22 protein-coding genes, 2 tRNA genes and 1 other RNA gene are annotated in these 23,137 nt (G+C 39.2%); 18 read left to right on the top strand and 7 right to left on the bottom strand.

All coding sequences use genetic code 11. From position 1 onward, the window contains the following. Positions 1-33: 33 nt before the first annotated feature. The gene (locus DIZ80_03425; protein RDH84536.1) at positions 34-846 is read right to left on the bottom strand and encodes an exodeoxyribonuclease III; all 813 of its coding nucleotides are present in this window, start codon (positions 844-846) and stop codon (positions 34-36) included. A 67-nt stretch (positions 847-913) separates the two neighbouring features. Between DIZ80_03425 and gloB the strand changes: the two genes are divergently transcribed. Beyond that, positions 914-1,726: a hydroxyacylglutathione hydrolase gene (gloB, locus tag DIZ80_03420; protein ID RDH84535.1), complete on the top strand. Its 813-nt coding sequence runs from the start codon at positions 914-916 to the stop codon at positions 1,724-1,726. A 240-nt stretch (positions 1,727-1,966) separates the two neighbouring features. Here gloB and DIZ80_03415 read toward each other — a convergent pair whose 3' ends face one another. The 4 genes from DIZ80_03415 to sat all read right to left on the bottom strand — a co-directional run bounded on the left by DIZ80_03415 (position 1,967) and on the right by sat (position 5,248). Then, entirely contained in the window at positions 1,967-2,506 is a 540-nt protein-coding gene (locus DIZ80_03415) for a hypothetical protein (GenBank protein ID RDH84534.1), read from the bottom strand. Then, positions 2,499-3,218, bottom strand: coding sequence for a rhodanese-like domain-containing protein (locus DIZ80_03410; protein RDH84533.1), 720 nt, complete (start codon positions 3,216-3,218; stop codon positions 2,499-2,501). Before DIZ80_03410 ends, DIZ80_03415 begins: the two co-directional genes overlap by 8 nt. Before the next feature lie 42 nt (positions 3,219-3,260). Beyond that, positions 3,261-3,632, bottom strand: a complete 372-nt coding sequence (locus DIZ80_03405; protein ID RDH84532.1) for a hypothetical protein — start codon at positions 3,630-3,632, stop codon at positions 3,261-3,263. Between the two features lie 416 nt (positions 3,633-4,048). Continuing rightward, entirely contained in the window at positions 4,049-5,248 is a 1,200-nt protein-coding gene (gene sat, locus DIZ80_03400; GenBank protein ID RDH85025.1) for a sulfate adenylyltransferase, read from the bottom strand. A 904-nt stretch (positions 5,249-6,152) separates the two neighbouring features. Between sat and DIZ80_03395 the strand changes: the two genes are divergently transcribed. Both DIZ80_03395 and DIZ80_03390 read left to right on the top strand, forming a co-directional pair. Continuing rightward, positions 6,153-6,686, top strand: a complete 534-nt coding sequence (locus DIZ80_03395) for a hypothetical protein (protein ID RDH84531.1) — start codon at positions 6,153-6,155, stop codon at positions 6,684-6,686. Between the two features lie 732 nt (positions 6,687-7,418). Further along, positions 7,419-8,777, top strand: coding sequence for a Fis family transcriptional regulator (locus DIZ80_03390; protein RDH84530.1), 1,359 nt, complete (start codon positions 7,419-7,421; stop codon positions 8,775-8,777). Positions 8,778-8,987: 210 nt separating this feature from the next. Here the strand turns inward: DIZ80_03390 and DIZ80_03385 are convergent, their stop codons facing one another. Then, positions 8,988-9,086, bottom strand: coding sequence for a hypothetical protein (locus tag DIZ80_03385; GenBank protein RDH85024.1), 99 nt, complete (start codon positions 9,084-9,086; stop codon positions 8,988-8,990). Between the two features lie 193 nt (positions 9,087-9,279). Here DIZ80_03385 and DIZ80_03380 point away from each other — a divergent pair, with 193 nt between their 5' ends. Next, the gene (locus DIZ80_03380) at positions 9,280-11,466 is read left to right on the top strand and encodes a hypothetical protein (protein RDH84529.1); all 2,187 of its coding nucleotides are present in this window, start codon (positions 9,280-9,282) and stop codon (positions 11,464-11,466) included. A gap of 235 nt (positions 11,467-11,701) precedes the next feature. Here the strand turns inward: DIZ80_03380 and DIZ80_03375 are convergent. Beyond that, positions 11,702-11,789, bottom strand: a tRNA-Ser gene (locus DIZ80_03375). Positions 11,790-11,910: 121 nt separating this feature from the next. Here DIZ80_03375 and DIZ80_03370 point away from each other — a divergent pair. The 14 genes from DIZ80_03370 (at position 11,911) to DIZ80_03305 (ending at position 23,002) form a co-directional block, all read left to right on the top strand. Then, positions 11,911-12,837 (top strand): diguanylate cyclase response regulator, encoded by a 927-nt coding sequence (locus DIZ80_03370; protein RDH84528.1) that lies wholly within the window; start codon positions 11,911-11,913, stop codon positions 12,835-12,837. Positions 12,838-12,939: 102 nt separating this feature from the next. Continuing rightward, positions 12,940-13,036, top strand: an RNA gene (gene ffs / locus DIZ80_03365) — signal recognition particle sRNA small type. A gap of 419 nt (positions 13,037-13,455) precedes the next feature. Beyond that, on the top strand, positions 13,456-15,114 hold the full coding sequence (locus tag DIZ80_03360; protein ID RDH84527.1) for a DNA polymerase III subunit gamma/tau: 1,659 nt from the start codon (positions 13,456-13,458) through the stop codon (positions 15,112-15,114). A gap of 17 nt (positions 15,115-15,131) precedes the next feature. Further along, positions 15,132-15,455, top strand: a complete 324-nt coding sequence (locus tag DIZ80_03355; GenBank protein RDH84526.1) for a YbaB/EbfC family nucleoid-associated protein — start codon at positions 15,132-15,134, stop codon at positions 15,453-15,455. Positions 15,456-15,568: 113 nt separating this feature from the next. Next, entirely contained in the window at positions 15,569-16,168 is a 600-nt protein-coding gene (locus DIZ80_03350; protein ID RDH84525.1) for a recombination protein RecR, read from the top strand. A gap of 93 nt (positions 16,169-16,261) precedes the next feature. Further along, positions 16,262-16,699, top strand: coding sequence for a hypothetical protein (locus tag DIZ80_03345; protein ID RDH84524.1), 438 nt, complete (start codon positions 16,262-16,264; stop codon positions 16,697-16,699). A gap of 111 nt (positions 16,700-16,810) precedes the next feature. After that, positions 16,811-17,155, top strand: coding sequence for a histidine triad nucleotide-binding protein (locus tag DIZ80_03340; protein RDH84523.1), 345 nt, complete (start codon positions 16,811-16,813; stop codon positions 17,153-17,155). A 138-nt stretch (positions 17,156-17,293) separates the two neighbouring features. Beyond that, positions 17,294-17,369: transfer RNA gene (locus DIZ80_03335), tRNA-Val, on the top strand. 171 nt (positions 17,370-17,540) lie between these two features. Next, positions 17,541-18,230: a TIGR04211 family SH3 domain-containing protein gene (locus DIZ80_03330; GenBank protein RDH84522.1), complete on the top strand. Its 690-nt coding sequence runs from the start codon at positions 17,541-17,543 to the stop codon at positions 18,228-18,230. A gap of 251 nt (positions 18,231-18,481) precedes the next feature. Then, entirely contained in the window at positions 18,482-20,389 is a 1,908-nt protein-coding gene (locus DIZ80_03325; protein ID RDH84521.1) for a threonine--tRNA ligase, read from the top strand. 46 nt (positions 20,390-20,435) lie between these two features. After that, positions 20,436-20,963, top strand: coding sequence for a translation initiation factor IF-3 (locus DIZ80_03320; GenBank protein RDH84520.1), 528 nt, complete (start codon positions 20,436-20,438; stop codon positions 20,961-20,963). Positions 20,964-21,209: 246 nt separating this feature from the next. Beyond that, entirely contained in the window at positions 21,210-21,407 is a 198-nt protein-coding gene (locus DIZ80_03315; GenBank protein RDH84519.1) for a 50S ribosomal protein L35, read from the top strand. Positions 21,408-21,418: 11 nt separating this feature from the next. Continuing rightward, the gene (locus DIZ80_03310; protein ID RDH84518.1) at positions 21,419-21,784 is read left to right on the top strand and encodes a 50S ribosomal protein L20; all 366 of its coding nucleotides are present in this window, start codon (positions 21,419-21,421) and stop codon (positions 21,782-21,784) included. A gap of 195 nt (positions 21,785-21,979) precedes the next feature. Then, the gene (locus DIZ80_03305) at positions 21,980-23,002 is read left to right on the top strand and encodes a phenylalanine--tRNA ligase subunit alpha (protein ID RDH84517.1); all 1,023 of its coding nucleotides are present in this window, start codon (positions 21,980-21,982) and stop codon (positions 23,000-23,002) included. Positions 23,003-23,137: the final 135 nt, after the last annotated feature.

Here is a 23,137-nt window from a genome sequence, read left to right as displayed (position 1 = left end):
ATCGTGTTTTATAATTATATTTGTTAACTATATTTATAGTTCAAATTGAGCCCAGATGGGGCAATGATCTGATGGTTTTAACATGCCTCGAACTTCGTAGTCTATACCTGCATCGATACACTGATCACTCAGCTTTTTAGTAGCCAGTATTAGATCAATCCGTAAACCACGTCTGGGTTCCTTATCAAACCCTTTACTACGGTAGTCAAACCAGCTAAAGCGATCATTTACCTGTGGGTGTAATTGACGATAAGTGTCACTCAGTCCCCAGTCATATAAGGTTTGTATCCATTCTCTTTCTTCAGGTAAAAAACTGCATTTACCTGTTTTTAACCAGCGTTTGGCATTGTCTTCACCAATGCCTATGTCCAGATCAAGTGGCGCGATATTCATATCGCCCATCACGATTAGGTTGTCATCTGTTGAATATCCTGTTTTTATTAAACTGGTCAGATCTTCATAAAACTTCTTCTTGGCAGGAAATTTAGTGTGATGTTTATTGCTGTCACCCTGAGGAAAATAACCGTTCATAACAGTGACTGTTTTACCATTTATTTCAAATTTAGCGGTAATAAAGCGACGTTGAGAGTCTTCTGAGTCACTCGTAAACCCTTTCGTAATTTCCACAGGTGTCTGTTTAAATAGTAGAGCTACACCATAATGGGTTTTTTGACCATGAAAAGCAGACTGATAACCTAATGACTCAATCATTTCGACAGGAAAATCACAATCTTGTGCTTTGGTCTCCTGTATGCCGATGACATCTGGGTTATGAGTCTCTATTAGTTTCTCCAGCTGATGCTGGCGCATGCGAATACTATTGGTGTTAAAAGAAATGACTTTCATTATGTGGCTTTTTATTTAAGGCTAAAATGAGTAGCATACACTATCATTATTTGCCGTTGAGAAACATATGTTAAATATCACACTAATCCATGCATTATCTGATAATTATATCTGGGTTTTGCAACGTGATAACGCCCCTATGGTCGTGATAGTTGACCCCGGGGAAGCTGACCCGGTTATTGAATATATTGAAGATAATAACTTACAGCTTGTTACTATTTTGATTACGCATCAACATTATGATCATACGGGGGGGGTGGCAGACTTATTAAAGAGGTATCCGGAAACACGATTAATCGGGCCAGATAGAACGCCATCAGATATCCCGCTAGCTATCGACCTGCCCGTTACAGACCTGTTTACAACTACAGTCAAAGAAGATTCAGAAGTGAAAATACCCGAACTTGATATCTGTTTTAAGGTAAAGCAGATACCAGGTCATACACTGGATCACCTTGCTTATATTGGAGAAGGTGTCGTGTTTTGTGGTGATACATTATTCGCAGCAGGTTGTGGCCGAATCTTTAGCGGCACACCTAAAATGTTTGCAGATTCGCTGGCCGTTTTAATGGGTTTGCCAGAAGAGACTAAAATGTACTGTGCACATGAATATACAGTGGATAATCTGGGTTTTGCAAAATGGGTAGAACCTGAGAGTGACGTAATTAATCAACGGGATGATGTGGAGATGGCCAAACAGGAAGAGGGCATAGCAACGGTTCCAACTACGGTTGGTCTTGAGCTAAAAACAAATCCATTTGTGCGTTTGCAACAACCCATAGTTAAACAGGCAGCGGAAAAATTTGCCGGTCGTGAGCTATTAGAAGATTGGGAAGTTTTTGCTGCATTACGTGAGTGGAAGGATACTAAGTACGATTAGTAAAAAGCACTAACTTCTACAAGGTATGACAAGAAATATGAATAATTAACCAGAAAGAATTGCCAGAGCCGAAATGCTCTTTATTTATTTTATGGGTGGGTTTGCATTATTTTTCTGTTTGAGCGAATTTATTTTTTAATGTTTTCATTATAGGATAATTCATTTAGTTAAGATAATTTATATCCGAAATTTTCAGAATTCCCTTGTGTATCTGGTTCAAAATAAGAAATTGCAATGAGTTTAACCTATTGATTGAAGGTACTCTTTTCTGGTTTTTTTATCTTCACTTATTAAGTCTTTAACCTCGGATAGCATACTTTCAATGTTAAATTTACCAGTATGTTCGAATAGTTTATTGCTAGAGCTAAATGTAGGGTTGCTTATTTTATTGTTATCCTGAGTTAATTTAGAAAATATAGACTGCACGCGAGATTCCAGTACTATAAAATCATAATCGTCAGAGTTTATACCCAGGAAACAAAATTCATCTCCATCTAATCGTGCGATTATATCTTCCTCACGAATCGATTGTGATAATGCATCTGAAAATAATTTTATTAATAAGTCTCCAGTTTCATTGTCATAGGTATTATTGATTGTTTTTAAGTTATTAATATCAAAATACATAAGAGCGAGTGAGAGCTTATGTCGTTGAGCCAGGTTAATTAAACCTTTAGATTCTTCAAAAAAACCCTGAATGTTATTAATGCCCGTTAATTTATCAATCATGCTTTGTTTTTTTAGTTTAGCCATAAATTGTCCCCTGTAAATTTTATTCATCACCTTTAATAACGGTAAGTCCTAGTGATTGCCATGCCTGCATACCACCTCGATAATAATATATCTTGTCTGCGGGATAACCTAACGCTAGCATTCCTCTTATTGCTCGAGGTGATTGCCCGCACCACATGCCATTACACCAGAGTAATACTTTTTTAGCTCGGCTAAAATCCCATTTATTACTTGTTTCAGGGGTATCATCTTTCATAAGTCCCATCATCTGATCAATAAGGGATTCACTGTTATCTGTTTGATCAGATTTTACAGTAACACCTAATTTGGCCAATGCTGATGCTTTTACAAGATCGCTACTGTCTTTATCAAATGTATTGAATGGAATGTTGATGGAGCCAGGTATGGTCGCTTTTTCAAACCAGCTTTTAGTTCTGGCATCAATAAGAACACCCGTTCCTTTATTTACTATGTTTTTTATAAAATTTAATACCTCCAGTTCAGCAACTGTTTTTACGTTTGCTGCAACATTGATTGGTTGAATGCAAAAAGGAGGGCACTGTCTGGATGTTTTCGTGTAACCACCTGTGAGTACATTTTTCTGATCCTGATTTCTTTGGATTCTAATTACCTTGCCATTATGTGCCGTATTTATTCCGGAAAGTGTTTTTGTAATATTGACATCAAGTGCAAATGCCGGTGTCGTTAGCATGCATAAACTGAAAATAAAGGTGTAAATTGAATGTTGTTTATAGTGCATTTTAGATATACCTAAATAAGATTAATGAAACTATTTAAAGATTTATTTAACTTTAAAATATAAATTGAATAAAGCACGTGTGGCAACAGGCATATTTTGATTACTATCAAAATAAGTTGTAATAACAACCTGTTTGTTATCTTCTGAAAGCATTCTATAAGTTTTAAAAGATGCGGGTAATTCTTTTGATAAGCGAGATTCAAATTCTATTTTTTGCTTGTTCTTAGTGATTTTTTCTAGTTCAAATTTTTTATTTACCTGTTTAGTGCTTTGAATGTCATTACTGGATTCAGCCTCTGCTTCTAGTGCATCAAGGTAAGCATCATCTGAAGCTATGGCAATATTGACCCATGCTATGGAGATGAGAATAATTATTGACTTCAGGTTAATAAAATTGTGTTTTGTAAAAAGCATTTTTCAGTACCGTATATATTTATGACCCCATTATAGTAGATGTATGGAGGATATTTTTAATGTTGGTAATAAAACTCGTGTCAAAGATTAAGGCCATTATCTAAAAAATAGATGAGAACTTCCTGATTCGGGAAAGCCTTGATGTTTATAATTTTAATTTGTGAGAGGAGAATAGCACACAAAAATTGTCTTACAAGGAAATGCATGGGATATTTCTATGTATTTGTTTTTTCTATAATATAGTTTAATTAAGGTGTTTTATTCTCTGTAAATAAATTGTGATCAAATTCATGGTTTTCTTTATTGCTGTCAAAATGTCATGATGTAAATATTGTGATTTCTGGGAAATGGCATTAATTTAATCAAAAAAAAGCCCTGAAAATCAGGGCTTTTTTAAAAACAAATAAAGGTATTATTTATTTGTTTTTATCAAGTTCCTGATAGTAACTAATCAGAATATCGGCCACTTCAGGGCGTGAGAACTCTTTAGGTGGAGCGATGCCCTGACCTAACATTTCACGTACTTTAGTACCTGATAATAATACAAAATCATCTTTTTCATGATCTGGTGCTTCACACATCATAACAACTTTATCTAATTTCTTAGAGTATGCAGTATGGTCAGCTTCGAAGATTTCAATTTCTAAAGCACCTTCTGGCACTTCATTTTTGAAGATAGTCTGTGCATCGAATGCACCGTAGTGATCGCCAACACCCGCGTGGTCACGACCGATGATGAAGTGAGTCGCACCCATGTTCTGACGGAATAGAGCGTGTAATACACCTTCACGAGGACCAGCATAAAGCATATCGAAACCGTAACCGGTTACCATAGCGCTGTTTGCTGGGAAGTAAAGATCAACCATTTTACGAATAGCCGCATCACGAACAGGAGCAGGGATATCGCCAGGCTTAAGTTTACCTAGAAGCATGTGAATTACTAAACCGTCACAACCTAAACGATCCATTGCCATGTGGCAAAGTTCTTCGTGAGCAAGGTGCATTGGGTTACGAGTCTGGAATGCTACAACTTTTTTCCAGCCACGTTCTTTTATTTCGTTACGAATTTCAACTGCAGTACGGAACGTATCTGGGAATTCTGTCTGGAAGTAAGAGAAGTTTAATACTTTAATCGGGCCTGAAATACATACTTTGCCCTGTGCATTGAAAGCTTCAACACCCGGGTGAGCTTCGCCATCTGCAGGAGCGTATACTTTCTGGCTCATCATCGCCATGTCTTCGTCTGAGAATTCTTCAACTGCTTCAACATCCATAACAGCTAGAACAGGGTTGCCGTCTACATTGGGATCTTTAAGTGCGATACGGTCGCCAGCTTTAATGCTACCTGCATCTTCAACAAGGTTTAAAACAGGAGTAGGGAAGAAAAGACCTGAAGCTGTTTTCATTTCTTTAGCAACGGATAAAGCATCAGCTTTAGTCATGTAACCTTTTAACGGGTTGAAGTAACCAGCGCCCATCATTACAGCATTAGCAGCAGAAGCAGAGCTAACCAGGATTGAAGCCAGGCCTTCAGCTTCTTTTTGTAAGGCTTCGTTTTCAGCCGTGTCATAGACAAATAGTGGGTTCAATTCGATAGAACCATGTGGCTTGATCATCATTATATTCTCCTCAACTTGGCCTTATTCAGACGCAAGGGTTATAAGATCGGTTTTAATCTGGCCGCAGATTAACGGGTTTTTATATGTAAATGATTGATATTCATCATGTTTCATTTAAACAACCGCGAATCAAACAGCTCAACTAAGAAAATTGGTTTGAACATGATAAAGGGGAATAGGAGATTAGCTAATTCATATCACTTTGGGAAGGATGAGTTTTACTTATTATTAACTTAATTTGAGTGGGGTTGAGTGAAATTCTACTATGTTGTAGAGGAGCAATCAGTTTCATTAACCCGTTTTTTCGGATACTGCTGTGGCTCATCTCCATCGGGGAAAATCGTGCCCTTATTGGGGACACGAGAGTTTTGCGGAATCAGTTATCTACACTATCGGCTCATGATGGCTTTAGTAAGAGGGGAGCTCAAAAAATGAGATCCCCGGTCTTTTATAGGAGACATGATTACAGCACCGTTAGTCCTCATGTTGGTTATACCTGTGCTGTTTTATTTATGTGAAGAGAAAAATTAAGGTAGCACTATTTTTAGAGTGTTTGTAAATATTGAGTAGTTGCTTTTTATTTAATGATGTAAATGACAGATTTTGACATAGAGCATGTATTAATCTATAACTTTTGGATATCTGTTTTGTACTGAATTATACACGGAAATTTCCTTACAAAAAATTAAGGCTTCCGCTGTATATAAAACGTTATTCTCTGCGTTATATTGGCAGAATTAATATCTGAAATATTGTTATTTTGGGTATATGTAAATAATAAATACCCGTTTAATCGGTATAGTGATTGTATTTTATTTCGTTAAAACAGTAACTTGTATATTAAAATATAATATATAAGAAAATGCTAATAACTCAATAAATACGTCAAGGGAAATGACTAATGAAAATTGTTATGGCAGTTCTATTCGTTACAGCACTATTATATTCACATGTCTCCAGTGCTGAATTAATAGAAGTCCCCTGGGAAGCTAACTCAAATATCAATAACACCATGCTCACCCTAGATACGTCATCCGGTTTAGAGTGGCTCGATTTGTCTTATACCGACGGAATATCATGGGAGCAGGTTAATAAATTAATTGTTGATGGTGCTTTAAAGGGGTTTAGATTGGCGACATTCCATGAATTAATGAGTTTTTTTAAACAGGCAGGCATTACAAAATCAGGTTTTAACCCGGACGATGTGGGCGAGTGGGGTAATATGCGCCTGTTAATTGATCTAATTGGGTCGACTGAGGGTTCTGGAGTAGTAATTGGTAGATATGATGACCCTAAATTGGCGGGTTTAAATATACATAATAGATGGAGGTTACGTGCTTTATCTACAAAGGGTTACACATCTTCATTTCAATACGGGAAACTTAGTGATAAAGCTAAATGGGCATACAGTACTGGCTCTTTTTTAGTGCGTTAACGATTACTTTATTATTTTAGGAAGAATTAAAATAATCTATTAATCTATCCCGGCGAAGGTAGAGGCTCATTAGCTTTGACAGTCGTTAGATTTTCCCCACATGGTATACCAGGTTATAACCCACTGAATTGAATACATTTAATTGGTGAAAGACCATTTCTGATAATATTTGATAACTATAATTAATAACTTTGTCAGATGATTTAACAGATCGAAAAAAACCATGTCAATATGTCATGACATTATGGCACGAAAATAACCTGTATTTTGTCCATTCCTGCACTATCATAAAACTTGATGACAGTTTTAGCTTTTGAGTCTGTAGTGAGTATTAAAACTGTCCTGAAATATTATCTAATGTTTGTATTAAATATATAAATATCAATAAGTTAATCGAAATATATTATTTACGCTGTGTTCTTGATATCAAATGAGATTGATATTATTTAATTGTAAATAATACTGACAGATTAATCTAAAATAATACTGATTTTATACCTCTCATCTTTATTGTGTTATAAAGGGATTGTTTAGCATGGGTTTTTTGTCATAAACTCTTTTATAATTGGTTTCTATAGGGTAAAAAATATAAAACAGAGCAAAACTAAGTAATAAAATAATAATTAGGCTGTAAATATACTATTTAAGAAGGATGTCATAACATAATTGATTGAATTTATTTACTTTATTAATTGTTTTATACGACAGTTAATATTTATTAGGTAGTTTTAAATGAATAATACCCCCCCAGGTAAAGCACCGATTGAATTACAATCGTTGATAGATGCTCAAGATCATGCATTTGTTGTTATAGATGCCCATTATAATGTTGTTGCTGCGAATAAAGCTTATTCTTCCGCATATGGTATCCCTCAAGACGAAATAGTCGGCTGTAAATGCCATAAAGTCTCTCATCATTCTGATACCCCCTGCTGGCAAAATGGTGAGGATTGTCCGCACCGTGAAGTTTTTGATACAGGTGAACCGTTTCACGTATTACACGTACATTATGATGGTGATGGTAATGAAGAACATGTGCGAATTAAAGGCTCGCCGTTAAGAAGTGCGAGTGGTGAGCTCTTTCTGGGTGAAGCGATTTACCCGGTTGCTACACAAGATGAGTTAAGTTGTCATGAACAACGTTTAATTGGCAGCTCACATGCCTTTCTTGAGTGTGTGGAAGGTTTAAAAACAGCAGCTGAGAATGATGCTCCTTTATTGCTTCATGGTGAAAGTGGTTCAGGTAAAAGTCTTGCTGCAAGATTTATTCATCAGCATTCAAAACGTAATGGCCGCTCTTTCGTCACGATGGATTGCAGCGCTATTAGTGAAAAAGTATTTGAAAGTGAATTGTTTGGTCATGAACGTGGTGCTTTCACGGGTTGTGTTGGCAGGCGTCATGGTTTAATGGAAACGGCTGATGGAGGTGTTCTATTTCTGGATGAAATTGGTGATATGTCATTAAACTTGCAGGGGCGTTTACTTAATGCACTGGAAACCGGTGAATTTAGACGTGTTGGCGGACGCCATGTTTTAAAGTCTGATGTACGTATTATCTGTGCTACGCAATATGATCTACAGGAAAGAATAGAAGAGGGTGCTTTTCGTGCTGATCTTTATTATCGCATTGCTGGTATTGTACACCGTGTGCCTTCATTAAGAGATCGAAAAGAAGATATACCTGCTCTGGCTAAAGCAATGGTCGCTTTAATGGAAGACAGTAAAAAAATTAAATGTCGTTTATCTGGTAAAGCGATTGATGTATTGCAGGAGTATTCTTTCCCTGGAAATATACGTGAACTTAAAAATATATTACAACAGGCTGTTTTATCCTGTACTGATGGTTTTATCACAGTTGAAGCACTGCAGTTGAAAGAGCACACAGATGTGCCGGTGCAGGCTGCCGGGTCGGTGAAAGCCAGAACAAATATAAAATGTAGTCGTGAAGATAACGAGCGAGCTCATATCAAAGCTTTGTTAACCAGATATAAAGGCCATCGGGCTAATGTTGCAAAAGTGCTGGAAATTAGTGAGAGAACCCTTTATCGAAAACTGAAATCATTTGATTTGACTGAAACAGGTAAAGCCTAGAATAATAAACCTGAGAAGAAAATCCGGGGTAGATAATTCTACCTCGGTCTCTCTCTTTCTACTGATCAAAATAGAAGTCATCTCCAAACTGAATAATAAATGAATCAAGGTCCGGAATGTATTATTATTCTGTACCTGAGTAATGAATTTAGCACGCACACTAAACTCACTGACTTTGTATGCTTAAGGCCGAAAGCATTGGTTACAAATTCAGATAGACGATAGTCGGCACTCGCGTAAGTGGAGCTGTATGTAGCTACCATTGTTCAGCTCATAGCGATAGTGGAAGTCTATTGTATGTGAATCAATTCCCCAGTCATCTGGTTGATCAGTTAATTAGGTCTTGTACGACTTGACCTTTTGGCAATGTGTGCAACTCAGGAAATGATATCTGTTAATTTACATGAGTCGTGCGTTAATCAGGTTGCTGAAATTCATCATATGCAATTAAAGCTTTCAGATTCATTGCTGTTGGGCAGTTTATGTGTGCATCTAAATATGGATGAGAGAAATTAAAAGATTAATTATGAAATTAACTAAATTGTTATTTGTTCCTGTTTTTTTTGTCATGGCATCCTGTAATTACAATGTACATGATAATGAAGGGGGCGAATTAGAAAAAAAGTCAGAAGTTTTACAGGATAATGAAAGTGTTGTTTCTCAACAAAATGTAGTTCAAGTAGATTACAAGCTATTTGAAACGGTAATTAATTCCTTATCAGATGAAACTATGCGTGATGACGTGAAACACGGAATGAATGCTTTGCGTCAGAAATTTAATAGTTCGGATATTATACCTCTTCCATCAATTTCAAATTTATTTACTTCTTTGATTGATCGATATCCATTGCAAAAGCATGATCTACTGCTTTTAAAATTATCTGAAATATACGAAGTGATAGGTGCTGACTCAGTAGCTCTATCGGCATTGAATGAACTGGTTGTTAGTTATCCGGATATTAGTTACTACGATAAGGTTCAGTATCGACGTGCCAATATATTATTTAATAATAACTATTTCTATCAGGCGGAAGAAGCCTTTCAGCATGTTGTTGATTACAGAAAAGGAGGGACTCGGTCTATTCATTATCAGCAATCTGTGTTTAGGAAGGGTATGTCCCAGTTTAAACAGTCTCATTATTCTTCGGCGATAAATTCATTTATGCACTTGCTTGATTTGCATACGATTGATGATGATCTGGATTTGTCAGTTATGGGTGAGTCAGATCGTAAATTTATTGAAGAAATAATGCAGGCTGTCAATCTCAGTTTTTCATATCAGGCCGGACCAATAAGTGCGTATGATTACTTCAAAAACAAACCGAGGCGTATATATGAATATCGTATTTTTTCTTCTTTGGCGAAGTTTTATTTGCGCAAAGAACAGTATTTAGATGCAATAAAAACATACCGTTTGTTTGCCTCGTTTAATGCGCTGCATGTTGAATCTCCGGGTTTTTTACTTGAAGTAATTAATGTTTTAAAACAGGGCGGTCTTTCTGATTTGTTATTAGATGCGAGAAAAGACTTCGTTCTTCGCTATAACATTGAAAATGCTTACTGGCGTTTATATAAAACCAGTGAGGTGGACGGGTTGTTATTGGCATTAAAGTCTAATCTGAAAGAGTTATCGTATCACTATAAAAAACTAGCCGAAAAAACGAGAACACGAGAAAATTCACTTGAGCATCTTCGATGGCATCGAATGGTTTTGAACTCTTTTCCAGATAATATTAAAAAGAAAGAGCTTGATCCATTATCAGTTGAAATTTTAAATCAGAAGAAGCAGTTTAAATATATTAAAAATTTATTAGTAAAACGAGACTGGAAAAAAGCATCAGTTGAGCTGAATAATATCAGGAATAATAACTCTCAGAAGAACTTTCAGGTTGAAGTCACTCAGGCGTTGGCTGTTGCTTATCTTGAAAGTGGAGATTTAGTTAATGCATCGTTAGAATTTGAACGCGTATCCAATGAGGCTGGGAAAACAGCCTATCAAATGGTTATGTTATGGCAGTCTGCAGAGTTGGCTGAACTTGCAAATGATACTAAACGAGCGAAGAAAATATATACGGATTTTGTAACCCGTTTTTCATTTTCATTAGAGTCAGTTCTTGAAGCAATTCAGCGTTTAGCTGAGCTGTATGATAGAGATGAAGAAAAACTGGAAGCAACTAAATGGCGAGTTCAGTTAATTAACGGTGATGCGAAGGGTGGAGATCAGCGGACAGAAAGAACCCGCTATATGGCCGCTAAAGCTAATTATGATCTGGCGGATTCTGTTCTTGATGAGTACAGAAAAGCTCGATTGTTCGTACCGTTAGATGATAGTTTGAATGAAAAGCATCATTTAATGAATGAGGCGTTGAAATATTATAAACGGGCAGCTTCATACAGGGTGCCTGAAGTTTTATCAATTTCGACTTATCGCATGGCAGAAATATATCAGGATATGGTGTTATCCATTAGTAACTCAGAAAAACCTGTGAGTCTGGATACAACTGATCTTGAAAATTATGAAGTTATGTTGGAAGGAAAAGCTAAACCTTTTAATGAAAAAACGATTCAATATCATGAGTTAAATTTTTCACGGTTAAATGATGGTCGGAATGATGTGTGGGCGTGGAAAAGTTTTGAACGATTAAAAGCGCTGTTGCCGGAACGGTATAACAAGGAAGAAAAATTTTAAGTTTGAATTAGAGTCTGATTTTTGTAGGAGTCAGCTAAGGCCAACTTCTATCATTGTTTGTAAAAAGCCCGAATTTACATGGATGGGCTTTGTTTGTATTTAAAGGAATCGGTTGGGGGGAATTGATGGCACACGTCCGTGTGTGCTATCTCTTCGAGGCGCGAATGCTTCTTATCAAATACTTCCTCTCTGCCATATAAAAAAAGCCCACCTAATAAGGCGGGCTTTTTTTATATGGCAGAGAGGAAGGGATTCGAACCCTCGATACCGTGAGGTATACACGCTTTCCAGGCGAGCTCTTTCAACCACTCAGACACCTCTCTAGAAGGTGCGCAAGACTAGCTTACACTGGCATTCAGGTCAATAATTTTGATGTGTAAAATTTGTAAAAATTAGTCTATATATAAGTGTAGTCCCCCTTTTGAATAGTTGATTGCTAATTTTATGAAAGTATTACTCGTTGATGATACTAAAACAGAACGTCTAATAATCTCATCTTATCTGGAAAAGATGGGGCACAGTGTTGTTGTCGCTGAAAATGGTAAACAGGCAGTTAGTTTATATCATTCGGAGAAGCCGGACCTTGTTTTAATGGATGTGATTATGCCTGAAATGGATGGGCATGAAGCTGCACGACAGATGCGTCATGATGAAAATCTCTGGGTGCCTATTATCTTTTTGAGTGGGCGCGTTGAACCAGATGACATATTTGCAGGTATAGAGGCGGGTGGTGATGACTACCTTACAAAACCGGTTGATTTTCGTATTTTAGAAGCAAAAATGATCTCTATGACACGTATTGCAAAGATGCGTCGTCGATTAATCAATGTCTCTACAGAGCTTGAAGTTGTAAATTCAGAACTTAAAAAACTGGCAAATGTTGATGGTTTGACGGGGCTCGCAAACCGGCGTTATCTGGATAAGTACTTACGTGTAGAAATTGCCCGCAGCATACGTAATGGTCATCAACTTGCGGTGATTTTATGTGATGTTGATCATTTCAAAAAATATAATGATTCATTCGGCCATCTTAAGGGTGATGACTGCCTTAAGGTGGTGGCAAAAGGATTGCAGAGTGTGTGCAAGCGTGCACCTGATCTGGTTGCTCGATATGGTGGTGAAGAATTTGCTGTTGTATTACCGGATACCAGTCTTGAGGATGCCGGCCAGCTTGCACAGGCAATGTGTGATGCTGTTTCTGCTTTAAAGTTTGAGCATCCGGAGTCAGAGCACAAAGTTGTGACTATCAGTATGGGGGTTTACTCGGATGAGCCTGAAAAGAGTCATGATTCAGAATTCATGCTAAAAATGGCAGATGATGCTTTATATATTGCGAAAGATACGGGTCGTAACAAAATTCATCTAAGCTGATTTAGTCCCATCTTACTACCTCCCTCTTAACTTCAATCCAAGTTAATTTAAATATAAGTTGAAAGCTGATAGCAAAATCCGGATAATCCCGCCGGTAACTTGTATTGGTCCCCTCGCGACGATTAACTGCGAACTCCGCCAGGTCCGGAAGGAAGCAACGGTAGTAGTGACATCGGGCGCCGGGGTGTGGCTGATGCAGGTTACACTTTTTTTAATTTCCCATTTTACCTCTGTGAGGTCCCAGCTCTTCGTTAGAAAATGGGTACTTACATGTGTAAGCTTACATTTTCCGCCTCGATCTGAAACCTCACAGAGGCAAACTGGAAAATTAAAAGCTCCATTTAGGCTCAGTCTACTGTCCGCTATCGCTCGTTTTTGTAAAAGATGAAAAACAATAAACAGATAAAGTAAACATCGTCATCCCAGTATACTTGTGGCTCGGATCCAGTGACTAAGTGGTTTTATTCGTTCGGGCTCTGGCCCCGATTCATAAGACTCCGACCCCTGTTGTAATTTCGATCAAATTGTCAGAGCTGTATTTGATATTCACTAACAATTTTTTATCACACCATGTTAAACTCGGTTTCTATTTTTCATAACCCAAAATATAAATAATTCATGAGCTATCAGGTACTTGCACGCAAATGGCGGCCCGGCAACTTTACTGAAATGGTGGGTCAGGAGCATATACTCCGCGCCCTGATTAATGCTCTGGATGAAGATCGTTTGCATCATGCATACTTGTTTACAGGTACGCGGGGTGTGGGTAAAACAACGATTGCTCGAATTTTTGCCAAATCGCTGAATTGCGAAACCGGCATTACTTCAAAACCTTGCGGTGAGTGTGGTGCCTGTAAAGCGATTGCTGAAGGTCGATTTATTGACCTGATTGAAGTGGATGCGGCTTCTCGTACCAAAGTAGAAGACACCCGTGAGTTACTTGATAATGTGCAATATGCGCCGACTCATGGTCGTTTTAAAGTTTACCTGATAGATGAAGTACATATGTTATCAGGGCACAGTTTTAATGCGTTGTTGAAAACACTGGAAGAGCCACCGCCACATGTTAAATTTTTGCTGGCGACGACTGATCCACAGAAACTACCGGTTACTATTTTATCCCGCTGCCTGCAGTTCAATCTTAAGCGTATGCCAATCTCACTGATTGACGGGCATCTCAAGTTTATATTGCAGCAGGAGTCGGTGGCATTTGATGATGCTTCGGTTCGTCTTCTGGCACATGGTGCAGATGGTTCAATGCGTGATGCTCTGAGTTTGCTAGATCAAGCGATTGCTTTTGGTGGCGGCAAACTTGAGCAGGCTGAAGTGCAGGCTATGCTGGGAACGGTTTCACGTGACCGGGTTATGCATATTCTGAAAGCACTGGTTGCTAATGACGCGGCTTTAGTAATGAAGCATGTTGAAGAATTATCAGATTTAAGTCCGGATTATGCCAATGTGTTAGCTGAGTTATTAGCGATGTTGCATCAGATGGCGCTGGCACAGAAAGTACCTGAAGCGGTTGATGAAAATCTGGTTGATAGGGAAGCTTTGCAGCAGCTGGCAACACAGGTGAGTTCAGAAGATATACAGCTTTTTTATCAGGTTGGTTTAATCGGGCGTAGAGATTTACCACTGGCGCCCGATCCACGGGGTGGGCTGGAAATGGCATTGTTAAGAATGCTGGCCTTCAAGCCTACTCTGGAAGGACGTGCTAGTCAGTCAGCTTCTGTTGCGGCCGCTGTATCACAAACTGCAGCGCCTCAATCGTCAGCACCTGCTGCTTCGACAGCAGCACAACAGGTAGTGTCTCCTGTTAGTGCGCCTGAAGTTATTCAGCAAGCCGCTCCATCTGCACCTGCCGTCAGTGCACCGACTTTGGTTGCTCAATTTGATGGCAACTGGGCGGGTCTGGTTGAGGCGCTTAATCTACGTGGAATGGTGAAGCAGCTAGCGGTAAACTGTACGTTACGTGAGAAAACATCTACGGAGGTGAATCTTACGTTAAATAAGGAAAATGAGCAGTTACTCAATCCGGTAATGCTGAAAAAGCTGGAGGAGGCTCTTTGTGCAAGTCTTCAGCAAAAGCTAAAATTACATATAGAACTAGGCGCTCAGCAGGTTGAATCACCGGCTAAAACAACCGCGCGAAATACCGCTGAGCGACAGCAGTCTGCAGAGGATACGATACAGCAGGATCCAATGGTGCAGGCACTGAAAGAGAATTTTAATGCCGAGGTTGTTCCAAACTCGGTGAAACCCATAAACAATAGTTAATACGAGAGAGAAGAGAGATGAAAGGTGGCTTAGGCAACATGATGAAGCAGGCGCAAAAAATGCAGGCTGACATGCAAAAAGCGCAGGAAGAAATCGCCAATATGGAAGTGGAAGGACAGTCTGGTGGTGGCATGGTTAAAGTAACCATGAATGGTCGCCATGAAGTGCGTCGTGTTGAGCTGGATGACAGCCTGATGGAAGACGATAAAGACATGATAGAAGATTTATTAGCAGCGGCAGTGAATGATGCGGTTCGAAAAATCGAAGCAACATCATCTGAAAAAATGTCGGGTGTGACATCAGGCATGAATCTGCCTGGTGGAATGAAACTTCCATTTTAAGCAGACTTTTGTTTGTTTGAAATTGCCAGCTAAAGCTAATTTCTACAGGTTGTAGGAGAGAGCTTTAGCTCGCGATTTACGTTCGGTTAATCATATTCTAAAACAATATTAAAATGAGCCAGTCCCCCTTACTCTTACAACTTATTGAAGCACTACGCTGTCTGCCCGGTGTAGGTCCAAAATCGGCACAGCGAATGGCGTTCCATTTACTGGAGCGTGATCGAAAAGGTGCTTCTATTTTGTCGGACTCACTTCAACAGGCTGTTGATCATATCGGTCACTGCTCTCAATGTCGTACTTTATCTGAAACTGAAATATGCGGTTACTGCAGTGATAGCCGTCGCAATGATGAATTACTTTGTATTGTAGAAACCCCTTCTGATGTTCTGGCGATCAATCAGGCGGCCGATTTTAACGGAAAATATTTCGTTTTGATGGGGCATCTTTCACCATTAGATGGAATTGGCCCAGCTGAGCTTGGTTTGGGTTTGCTGGAAGAACGGCTTAAAGAAGGTGGAGTTAAAGAGTTAATTCTGGCGACCAACCCAACAGTGGAAGGTGAGACCACAGCGCATTATATCTCCGAAATGGCTGCAGAATATCAGGTGGTATCAACTCGTCTGGCCCACGGCATACCGCTAGGTGGTGAGCTGGAGTATATCGATGGTGGAACGTTGGCGCATGCATTTAGTGGGCGTCAGAAATTATTATAATACCTTTGTAGCGGCATAAAACTTCCGACTTGTGGTTCATTATTGCCGCATTTGCTTGCTATACTTATGTGATTCCCAAATGAAGATCGATAAATGGAAATCGCACTATCCGGTTTAACTCAACGGTTTGATTCAACAGCCTCTGTCGAATCTGCCAGACAACGCCAGCAGCAAGAGTCGCAGCAACAGTCGTCTGCTGGAAATAACCGTGCCCGTGAAAATTCCTCTGCGGAGAATCAACGTAATCAGGATCAGGCGCGCTCTGAAAATACCCAGAGAACACGCCCCAACGCAGAAACATCAAGAGTTATAAATGGTGAAGTGCTTTCATCTGAGACTCGACGAGTTGAAAGCAGAGAATCGACTTCTAACCTTTTTACACCTTCTTCAAATCAGCAGCCATCGGGCCAGCCTGATAACCGTAGAGTTACTGCACAACAGGCTATTCAAACCTTTCAGGAAAATGAAGATATTGTGCCTGCTAATAATCAGCAGCGTCAGGTATCTGGAATTATAGATACGTTTGTTTAAATAATGAGCTGATTTGAAATCTTATCAATGCATCTTTGATGTTATTACATTCAATACTCCTAATTACTTTCCTATATAATTACTAAATTCTTTTAAAACAGGATAGAAATAATGAGCGACTGCATTTTCTGTAAAATTGTAAGTGGTGATATTCCGGGTGATATTGTTTATCAGGACGATGATGTGCTGGCATTTAGAGATTTAAGTCCGCAAGCGCCTGTGCATTTTCTGGTTATACCTAAAAAGCATATTTCTACCATTAATGATTTTCAGCCTGAAGATGCATCATTGGTTGGTAAGTTGTTTCTTGCCGCTAAAACAATCGCAAAACAGGAAGGCATGGATGAGTCAGGTTACCGCTGTGTTATGAACTGTAATGATGATGGTGGTCAGACGGTGCACCATATTCATTTACATGTAATGGGTAAACGTCAGATGACCTGGCCACCGGGGTAGAGTGTTTGTTGTTATTTTCTGTAGGGGTGAGCTTTAACTCATGTCCGTTAGCTGAATTATGTCGGTGTGAGTGAAACTTGCATTCTGTGTAACATTCAGTAATATTCACGCCTCTTCAGGCAGTATAAAACCTGATATGCACCCTTAACTCAGTTGGTAGAGTGCTTCCATGACATGGAAGAAGTCGTTGGTTCAAGTCCAACAGGGTGCACCAAATTTTTTTATGGCTTCATCATTAAGTACGTTTGTGGCTATGAACAGGCGAATAAATCACGTGGTATAACCCGTCATATGTGATTTATAGCTCAATACCAAACTTCACATTTTCAATTCCTCTCACTTTATTGTAAATTAGACATTAAAATTTAACATTGAAACTCGCGAAATGAAGAAACAGCTATATATATCTATACTATCTATCTACGTATTATTTTCAGTTACAACACTATCGGCTACTACCATACAGTATGTAAGTGATGAACTTACTATTCCTATGCGCTCAGGTGTTACTACCGGACACAAAATTCTCAAGTTTTTAAACAGTGGCGTAGCGCTTGAAATTGTCGAATTTACCGATGATAAAAAACACGCTCTGGTTGTGCCTGTTAATGACAGCTCTAAAACAGGCTGGGTAGAAACACGGTTATTGATGACAAATAAAAGTGCTCGTGAGCAGATGGTAAGTGCTAAAAAGAAAATTCAGTCTATTAAAGCAAAGCAGGGCGAGATAAAAAAACAGCTAACTGAAAGCCAGCGTCATAACAGCGAGTTAGAAAATATTCAAACACAGTTAGAAAATAAAATAAAAAATCTGCAGAATACTTTGGCCAGCTTACGTAAAAATGCATCTGACCCTATTCGTATAGCGGATGAAAATGAGCAGTTAAAGCAGGAGTTGGTGAGTGCTGAGTCTAAAGTAGAAGATCTCACTCAGGAGAACCTTATTCTTGGTGATCATAATATAAAGCAATGGTTTATGATTGGTGCGGCTGTTTCTATCGGTAGCCTGGTCTTTGGAATTATACTGACTCGTATTCGCTGGAAGAAAAAGGAAAGCTGGGGTGGTAATTACTAATTTTTAAGGTCTTATTTATACTGAACAGGGCCTTGAAAACTATATTGTTTATCTATTCAAATCAGGTTGTTTGCTTTCTTCGGATAGCATCGGCTTAAATCACTGAAAATTCAATTGTAATCTATAGTCAGTCTGGCTAGAATCTGCGCATCAAATTACTTATTAACCCTGTTTAATCAGCCTCTAGTATGGGTGATTAAATAAAACATGTGGCCTTACGTATGGGTCACCTCTGAAACCAGGAGCACACAATGCCTGTTATTACTTTGCCTGACGGTAGTCAGCGTACTTTCTCATCCCCTGTTTCCGTATATGATGTCGCGGCTGAAATTGGCCCGGGTTTAGCTAAAGCTACTTTAGCTGGAAAGGTGAATGATGAGCTGGTCGATGCATCATATGTGATGAATGATGATTCCAGTCTGGCAATTATCACTGACAAAAATGAAGAAGGGCTGGATATTATTCGCCATTCCACGGCTCATTTATTATCTCAGGCAGTTAAAGTGCTTTACCCCAGCGCGCAGATTACGATTGGTCCAGTTATTGATGATGGTTTCTTTTACGACATCGATTATGAAGAAAATTTTGGCCCGGACGACCTGATTAAAATTGAAAAGAAAATGAGCGAGCTGGTGAAAGAAAATTTCACCATTACGCGTTCGACTATGGCACGTGATGAAGCGGTTAAATATTTTCGAGATCTGGGCGAAGAGTATAAAGCGGAAATTGTTCAGGATCTGCCCGGTGATGATGACCTGTCATTATATACGCAGGGTGAATTTACTGACTTATGCCGTGGCCCTCATGTTCCCAGTACTGGAAAAATTAAAGCCTTTAAATTAACTAAGCTTGCAGGTGCGTACTGGCGTGGTGATTCAAAAAACAAAATGCTGCAGCGTATTTATGGCACGGCATGGCCTGATAAAAAACAGCTTAAAGCGTATTTAAAGCGTATTGAAGAAGCGGAAAAACGTGATCACCGTAAAATTGGTAAAGCGCTTAATATGTTTCATATGCAGGAAGAAGCGCCAGGTATGGTTTTCTGGCATAAGGATGGCTGGGATTTAAATTTAACGATTCAGGATTATATTCGTGACCGATTGCGTGACCATGATTATCAGGAAATAAATACACCTCAGTTAGTTGATCGTACATTATGGGAAAAATCAGGGCACTGGGATAAATTCAGTGACATGATGTTTACCACTCACTCTGAAAACAGAGATTATGCAGTTAAACCAATGAACTGCCCTTGTCATATTCAGGTGTTTAACCAGGGTTTGAAATCTTATCGTGACCTTCCTTTGCGTTTAGCTGAATTTGGTTCGTGCCATCGTAATGAGCCCTCAGGTACATTGCATGGTTTGATGCGGGTTAGAAACTTTGTGCAGGATGATGCGCATATCTTCTGTACAGTTGATCAGGTTCAAAGTGAGGTATCAGACTTTATTGACCTGACTTATGACGTATATAAAGATTTCGGTTTTGACAATATTGTTATTGCCCTGTCTACACGCCCTGAAGAACGAGTTGGTTCCGATGAAGTATGGGATCAGGCGGAAAAGGCATTAAAAGAAGCCTTAGAAGCAAAAGGTATTGAATATATATTGCAGCCGGGTGAGGGAGCCTTTTATGGGCCGAAAATTGAATTCACTTTGAAAGATTGTCTGGAACGTGGCTGGCAGTGTGGTACTTTGCAGGTTGATTTCTCAATGCCGGGTAGATTAGATGCTCAATATGTGGCTGAAGACGGAAATCGTGAAGTGCCGGTGATGTTACATCGAGCAATTCTGGGTTCGGTTGAGCGATTTATCGGTATTTTGATCGAACATTATGAAGGCAAATTTCCGCTCTGGTTGAGCCCTCAACATGCCGTAATTATGAACATTACGGACAAACAGGCCGATTTTGCCCAAAAAGTTGAAGAAATATTGCATAAACGTGGATTTAAGGTCAAGTCGGACTTGAGAAATGAGAAGGTAGGCTTTAAAATCCGCGAGCATACTTTAGCGCGTGTTCCCTACATGTTGGTAATTGGGGACCGTGAATTAGAAACAGAAAGTGTAGCCGTGCGTTCTCGAAGTGGTGAGGATCTGGGCAGTATGGGCGTAGAAGCTTTTGCTGACCATCTTGCTAATGAAATTGCTAATCGCAATTGATAGATGCTTTTGAGAATCACGACACGCTATTTCGGAGGAATAAAACATCGCAGCTGATAAGAAAAAAACTCTCATAAATGACAAGATTGACTACCCTCAAGTTCGGGTAATTGATGATGAAGGAGAGCAGCTCGGCATTATGACACCTGCAGATGCAATAGCAAAAGCAAGTGCCTCAGGCCTGGATTTGGTTGAAGTATCACCAAATGCGAAACCTCCCGTTTGCCGAATCATGGATTACGGCAAATTTAAGTTTGAAGCGAAGAAGCAGAAAAACGCGAATAAGAAGAAAACCAAGCAGGTGCAGGTGAAGGAAATTAAATTCCGTCCCCGTACTGAAGAAGGTGATTATCAGACTAAGGTCAGAAAATTACGTGAGTTCATGGAAAAGGGCGATAAGATCAAAGTAACACTGCGTTACCGTGGTCGTGAGTTTGCACACCAGGAGCTGGGTTTAGATTTATTAAAGCGCGTTGCTGGCGACCTTGATGAAATTGGTGTTGTAGATCAGATGCCAAAAATGGAAGGTCGACAGATGGTGATGATGATGTCACCTAAGAAGGCCAAGGCTTAATTTAGTCAGAGCTTAAAAGATTTTATTGTCATAGAGGTACGAAGAACTCAGATATTATTTTGTTATCAGGCATAGTCAGATAGCAAAAATAAAACTCTGTAATCTTTGTGTCTCTGTGGTGACAAAAGTGTTTACCAGGTTACACACTACGAAGTAGTAAAAACCGGAAATAATCACCCTCAAGCCGTTAAGCATTAATGCTTAGTTGGTACTGGGTACTTTTTAAGAATTATTTTGGAGCAAATAATGCCTAAGATGAAAACAAATCGCGGTGCTGCAAAGCGTTTCCGCAAAAACGGTTCAGGCGGCTACAAACGTGGCAAGTCTTTCCGTCGTCATATCTTGACCAAAAAATCGACTAAACGTAAGCGTCATTTACGTGAACCTTCACAAGTAGCTAAGTGCGATGCTCGCATGGTTAGCCGCATGTTACCTTACGTATAGGAGTCTGAATAATGGCAAGAGTTAAACGTGGAGTTCAGGCTAGAGCCGCTCACAAGAAAGTAATGAAGAAGGCTAAAGGTTATTACGGAGCACGTAGTCGTGTTTATCGTGTAGCCCATCAGGCTGTTATTAAAGCGGGTCAATATGCATACCGTGACCGTCGTGTTAAAAAACGTGAATTCCGTAAATTATGGATCACACGTATTAATGCAGCAGCGCGTATGTTTGATATGTCTTACAGCCGTTTCATTAACGGTTTAAGCAAGGCTGAAATTAGTCTTGACCGTAAGGTATTAGCTGACATGGCAGTTCACGATATTGAAGCATTTGGTCAATTGGTTGAAGCAGCAAAAGCTGGCCTGGCAAAAGAAGCCTAAAATTAGAATTATTTAGTTTTTAAACTAAATTAAATCTAATCTAAAAAAGGGAAAGGCCGTGGTCTTTCCCTTTTTTTTTATTGATACATTATGCCCAGTTTAAAGTTGAAGATTATTCCTGTTGTAGGAGTTGGCTTTAGCTGACGAGCGGTGTAATAAAAAGATTAAACAAAATAAACCCAAACGGTAAATAAAATCGTGGCAGATCTACAAGAAGTATTAAAGAAAGCACAACAGTCAGTTGCAGATTCAACTGACCTGCAAACATTAGATGAAGTTCGTGTTCAGTACCTGGGTAAAAAAGGCGAATTCACTGCGCAGTTAAAAGAGCTGGGTAAGTTACCCGGTAATGAACGAAAAGCAGCAGGCCAGTTAATTAATGATGCCAAGCGTGCTTTCCAGCAAACTCTGGAAGAAAAAAAGCAGCAGCTTGAAGCTGAAAAACTTGAAGCACAACTGAGCAGTGAAACGGTTGATGTTACTTTGCCGGGGCGTGGTCAGCAGGCGGGTGGTTTACATCCGGTTACTCGCACCATGAACCGAATTAAAGAGCTGTTTAGTGATTTAGGTTTTGATGTGGCAGAAGGCCCTGAAATTGAAGATGACTTTCATAACTTTGAAGCATTAAATATTCCTTCACATCATCCTGCGCGTGCTATGCACGATACATTTTATTTTGATGCAAATACCTTGTTACGAACTCATACCTCTCCTGTACAGGTTCGCACCATGGAAAAAACTGAGCCACCGCTGCGTTTAATCGCGCCGGGCAGAGTATACCGCTGTGATTCTGATTTAACCCATACACCGATGTTTCATCAGGTTGAAGGTTTAATGGTTGATAAGAATGTTAGTTTCGCTGATTTAATGGGTACGCTGGACCGCTTCTTACGTTTATTCTTTGAAAATGAAAAACTGGAAACCCGATTTCGTCCATCATATTTTCCTTTTACAGAACCCTCCTCTGAAGTCGATATTCAATGTGTTATGTGTGAAGGTGAAGGCTGTCGTGTGTGTAGCCATACGGGCTGGTTAGAAGTGCTGGGTTGCGGCATGGTGCACCCTGAAGTATTTAAACATGCGGGAATAGATAACGAAAAATTCACTGGTTACGCATTTGGAATGGGTGTTGAGCGTCTGGCGATGTTGCGTTACGGCGTAAACGATTTACGACTGTTTTTTGAAAATGATATTAAGTTTTTGAAACAGTTTAAGTAAATAGAAATAATGTTTCGTTATTCCTGCTAAGGCTGTAATCCAGTGTTTTAAATAATTTAAATACGTAGTAACGAAATAAAAATCAAAACAAACATTGTCCTCCTCGACAGAAGCATTCGGGAATGACGAAGTAAA

It is taken from the genome of endosymbiont of Galathealinum brachiosum (genome assembly GCA_003349885.1).
Lineage (GTDB): Bacteria > Pseudomonadota > Gammaproteobacteria > SZUA-229 > SZUA-229 > SZUA-229.
This window is presented reverse-complemented; position numbering and strand designations above follow the sequence as displayed.